We start from the raw sequence: 4,622 nt of genomic DNA, 5'->3' as shown, positions 1-4,622 counted from the left end.
CGCCGGCTCCGGCGCCGTGGCCCACCGCCCGTTCCGCTCCCGCAGCCCGGACGGTCACCGTACGGGCGTCTGCGTCCTCGCTGCCGCATCCCGACGCGAGCAGAATTACCGTCAGCACCGATCCGGCGGCGGCCGTGGTCGCCCGGTTCCTGTTGCCCATGGTTCTCTCCTTCGGTTTCCATCCGGCGCGCTTCCGTCGAAACGTTCATCGCGCTTCCGTCGGAACATTCATAAGGGCTGCGGGAGCCGCCGCATTCAATGGCGCGGGAATTTGTCAGATCACGCCAAAGCGTGAACTCATTCCTGGATGCGGAGCGCGAGAGCCGGGCAACGGCGCACCGCCCGCAGTGCCTTCGGTCGCAAGGGGCCGGGGACCGGCATGACGCCGCGCGCCGGATAGCCGTCCTCGTCGAGCCGCACGACGTCGGGCAGCAGGTCCACGCAGAGGCCGTGTCCCTTGCACAACGTCCAGTCCACGACGAGCCGTTCGGGGCTCTCGTCCGCGGGCAGCGGCAGGGCTCCCAGGACGCGGCGTCCGCAGCCGCTCCCGAGCGCGTGGTCACGGAACTCTTCGGGGAAGACGGCCAGCGCGGAGGCCACGAACGAGGACGTGCCGTCCGGGTGGGAGCAGGCGCCCCGGCCGCGCACCCCCCGCATCCGGGCCTGTACCGCGTCGAGGGCCGCTCCGCCCCCACCCGCCACGAGCCGTTCCACGGCGTCGGCGAGCGAGGGCAGGCCCCGTACGCACGGACCGCACTGGCCCGCCGATTCCCGTGCCATCCAGCGCGCGACGCGGGCCACCTCGCCCGCCGGGCACGTGTCCTCGGGGAGCGGCAGTACCGCGCCGGCGCCCAGTACCGCGTCGTAGGCCGCCAGGGACTTCCGGGAGATCAGCGCCTCGCGCGCCGCCCCCGGGTTCAGCCAGCGACCGTGGAAGCCGCCGATCAGCACCCCCTGTCCGGGCACCGTGCCGCACAGGTCCAGTACGTACGCCAGGGACGTGCCCAGGGGTACCTCGACGACGGTCGACCCGGCGACGGTCAGCAGGGTCGTGCCCGGTTCGCCGGGCAGCCCGGCCGTGCCGTACGCGGGCGCGCCGAGGCGGGCGGCGACGGCGAGCTGTGCGTACGTCTCCGCGTTGGACAGCAGGGTGGGCAGGCCGCCAAGTCCCCGTTCGCTGGTCCGCGTCCGGTGGCCGGAGGGTATGGCTGCGCCGCCGTCCAAGCCGTTCACGAGGGCGCTTCCCTCGCCCGTGACGAAGCGTTCGGGGAGCCGGACGACGCGCACGCGCCGCCCGGCCGGGCCCCGTTCGGCGACGGCTTCGGTGAGCGAGCGCTCCACGTCGGGCCGGGTGACGCCGACGACCACGTCCTCGGCGCCGAGCGCGGCGGCGGCCACCAGCGCCCCGTCGAGCACGAGGTGCGGCACGTAGAGGAGCAGCGCCGCGTCCTTCATGCAACTCGGTTCGCCCTCCGTCCCGTTCACGACCACGGCGCTGCGTCCGTCCTGCCCTCTGGCGGACCGGGTGACGGCCCGGAGCTTGCGGGCGAAGGGGAAACCCGCTCCCCCGCGCCCGCCGAGGGCGATGCCCTCGGCGAGTTCGACCAGCCCGTCGGAGGAGTAGCGGGGCAGCTCGCCGTGCACGCTCAGGTGGCCGGCCCGGTCCAGCCGCTCGGCGGCGTCGAGTCCGGCCAGCAGCCGGGGCCCTCCCACGCAGCCGAGGGCGGGACGCGTCCCGTCGCCGCCGTTCACCATCCGCTCCGTACGCCGTCGAGCGGCTCGGGCGATGACGAGCCGGCCTGCGGCGGGACGGACGGTGGGACGCGCGGCCCGGCTGACGGATCCGCGGCCCGTTCCGGTCGGGCCGGGAACACCGTGGCGGCCGGCTGCCGGGTCAGGCGTGCGGTCAGCAGCTCCGCCGCCCACTCCGCCGGCCTGCGCACGAAGGGCGCCGGCCGGTGCGGCGGCGCCTGCCCGGGAGCCCGGGAGGGTACGGACGGCACGTGCGGCGGGGACTGCGCCGGTGGCGCGGCCGGTGCGGCCGGTGCGCCGGACGGCCGGGTGGCGGCGAGCGTACGGAGCTTCGCGCGCAGCCGCAGCGCCAGCAGGCCGGCTACGGCGATCAGGCACAGGGCGTATCCGGCGGTGACCCAACCACTCGCGGCGCGGCCTGACTTGAGGCCGTGCACCAGTGAGGCTCCCCAGGCCGGGTACGCGCCCATGTGCAGGGCCCGCCACCACAGCGACCGCCCCCGGGTGGCGAAGGCACCGCGGACGGCGCCGGAGACGGCCACCGCGACGAACCCGTAGCCGGCCAGGCTGCCGAGGCCGATGAGCAGCGGGCGCTGGCCGTCCGCGAAGGGCAGGACCACGGCGGCGGCTTCGGTCCGGGACCGCCCGACCTTGATCCACACGTGCAGGAGGAGGAAGCCGAGTCCGGCGACGGCCAGACCGCGGTGCGCGGCCTGGGCGACGAGCCGGTGCCCGGAGGCGAGCAGTCTGCGGTCGGTGGCCGCCAGGCCCCACAGGACGGCGCCGGTGAGGGAGACCAGCGAGAGCACGCCGGCCGCGTGGTCGAGGAAGTCCCACAGCCGGGTCAGTGCGCCGGCGCGGGCCGCCACGAGCAGGGCGGCCAGGGCGGCGAGGGCCGCCGCACCCAGGGCCGCGGGGTGCGGCCCCCCGGCGGCGGACAGCAGCGGCGGACGCCGCACCGCCCGCCGGCCGGAGCCGCTCGGCGACGCGGGCATCGCGGGCATCGCGGGTGTCGACGCCGTCGGGGAGACGGCTGCGGATACCGGCCCGGACGGCGCTCCGGCATGGCGCCGGGTACGGCCTCTCGTGCGGCGGGCCCGGTGCGAACGACCGGGCGGGCGGGGCTGGATCAAGGGCATGTGGTCTCCCATACGTCCGGACCCGAGCACTTCCACCTCGCGCTCGGCGCCCGGGGGTCGACGTCGCAACCGCTCCTCGGCGGGCGGGAGATGGGCACGTGACCCACCGGGCCGACCGGGAGCGGGGGCCGGAGTGCAGAAGCATCGTGGAGGTATGCAAGCCCTCCACAGGATTTATCGAAACGTGATAATTTCTGGCCCTCGCACAGCCATCGCATCGAACGTCCCCGGAAGATTCCCTTCCAGTGGTGCGGTTGCGACGGGGTTGACGCCTGATCCGCCGCCGCACCTCCCCGACGGCGATCGAGCCGATGCCGCGGGACTGCGGGCCTGCCACCGTCCCACGGGGCAGGCCATACCCCGGCTTGAACGAGGTAACAATGTGCGAACTTCTGAACCGCATCTGGTCCCGCCCGCGGGGCGAGTGGACCCGGGTCCTGCGCAAGGAACTGCCCACCCTGGCGGCGGGGATGGTGGAGGAACTACGGGAGACCGTCCCCGGATTCTCGGCGCTCGTCGAGGACATCGGCGACGAGGTGGTCAGACGGAGGATGGAGGGCGCCCTGCTCACCGCCCTCGGCTACCGCGAGGGTGCCGGCGCCGCCGGGTGCACGGGGAGCGGCGCCGCCGACGGGCCCGACGCGGCCCGCGCGCAGGAGCCGTCGGACCTCCACGCGCAGCCCCGGTCCGGCCCCGGACCCACCACCACGGCGCCGGCCGCCGCCTTCGAAACCGAGCACGCCCGGCCGCACCCCCACACACACCCACACGCTCACCCGCACCCGCACCCGCACCCGCACGCGGCCTTCCGCGGCGGGGAGTTGCCACCGCTCCAAGCGGTGCCCTTACAACGGTTCGGCTCGGTCCGTGAGCACGCCCGGCGCGAGATCTTCGCCCTGCTCACGGGAGACACCGCGCACCGCGAAACGGTCCTCGCCGAACTGGCCGAGCTGGCCGGACCGGCCGGATGGCCGCTCCCCGTCGCCGTACGGGCCGTCGCCCTGGCCTCACCCGGCGAGACCCAGCAGCTCGCGGCCCTCCTCGACGACTGCCTCGGCGGGATGGTCGCGGGCCAGCCGTGCCTGCTCGTTCCCACCGCGGACCCGGAGGCCCGTACCGCCCTGGACGGCGCGCTGCGCGGCCGGCTCGCGGTGGTCGGCCACCCGGTGGCCCCCGGCGACACCGCCTCCTCCCTGCGCTGGGCGGTACGCCTGCTCGCGCTGGTCCCGGCGCAGGCCCGGTCCGGCCCGGACGCCCGGACCGTCTTCGTGGACGACCACCTCTCGACGCTGCTGCTGCTCCAGGACGAGCCGCTGGCCCACGCACTCGCCGCACGCTGGCTCCGGCCGCTGGCGGACCTCACCCCGCGCCAGAGCGAGCGGCTCGAAGTGACCCTGCTCGCCTGGCTGGAGGGCGGTGGAGCGCCCGAGGCGGCCAAGGCGCTGAGCGTGCACCCGCAGACGGTCCGCTATCGGATGCGCCAGCTGGAGAAGCTCTTCGGTCCCGGTCTGCGGGATCCGCGCACCCGCTTCGAACTGGAACTGGCCCTGCGCAGCCGCCGGTTGATGGCCCAGGTCCGGCTGCGCCCGGTCCGGGGAGGCCGCCGGTCGCGCATGGCGCCCGCCGACTTCCGCCCGTCTCCGGGCGACGGCCGCATCGCCCGCGTCAACGGGCTCTAGGAACAGAGGAGAAGAGAAAGAAGAGACGGACACGGCGGTGCCGGCCCCGGAG

At 75.2% G+C, this 4,622-nt stretch carries 3 protein-coding genes; 1 reads left to right on the top strand and 2 read right to left on the bottom strand.

The features are described 5' to 3' along the window. Window positions 1–297: 297 nt before the first annotated feature. Together ACFWBW_RS41530 and ACFWBW_RS41525 are read right to left on the bottom strand one after the other, a co-directional pair. Entirely contained in the window at window positions 298–1,755 is a 1,458-nt protein-coding gene (locus tag ACFWBW_RS41530; RefSeq protein ID WP_385385048.1) for an NADH-ubiquinone oxidoreductase-F iron-sulfur binding region domain-containing protein, read from the bottom strand. Further along, window positions 1,749–2,747 carry a hypothetical protein gene (locus ACFWBW_RS41525; protein ID WP_385385045.1) on the bottom strand — a complete coding sequence of 333 codons (999 nt, stop codon included), beginning with the start codon at window positions 2,745–2,747 and terminating at the stop codon, window positions 1,749–1,751. Before ACFWBW_RS41525 ends, ACFWBW_RS41530 begins: the two co-directional genes overlap by 7 nt. Window positions 2,748–3,271: 524 nt before the next feature. Between ACFWBW_RS41525 and ACFWBW_RS41520 the strand changes: the two genes are divergently transcribed. Further along, complete coding sequence (locus tag ACFWBW_RS41520) at window positions 3,272–4,570, top strand: PucR family transcriptional regulator (protein WP_385385042.1); 1,299 nt, start codon at window positions 3,272–3,274, stop codon at window positions 4,568–4,570. The last annotated feature ends 52 nt before the right edge of the window (window positions 4,571–4,622 follow it).

It is taken from the genome of Streptomyces sp. NPDC059957 (assembly GCF_042730015.1).
Lineage (GTDB): Bacteria > Actinomycetota > Actinomycetes > Streptomycetales > Streptomycetaceae > Streptomyces.
The sequence above is the reverse complement of the archived record's forward strand: the minus strand, read 5'-3'. Positions and strand labels throughout refer to the sequence as shown.

Coding starts and splice junctions, on each gene's coding strand:
- ACFWBW_RS41520 (WP_385385042.1), top strand. CDS start 3,272: ATGTGCGAACTTCTGAACCGCATCTGGTCCCGCCCGCGGGGCGAGTGG.
- ACFWBW_RS41530 (WP_385385048.1), bottom strand. CDS start 1,755: ATGGTGAACGGCGGCGACGGGACGCGTCCCGCCCTCGGCTGCGTGGGA.
- ACFWBW_RS41525 (WP_385385045.1), bottom strand. CDS start 2,747: ATGCCCGCGTCGCCGAGCGGCTCCGGCCGGCGGGCGGTGCGGCGTCCG.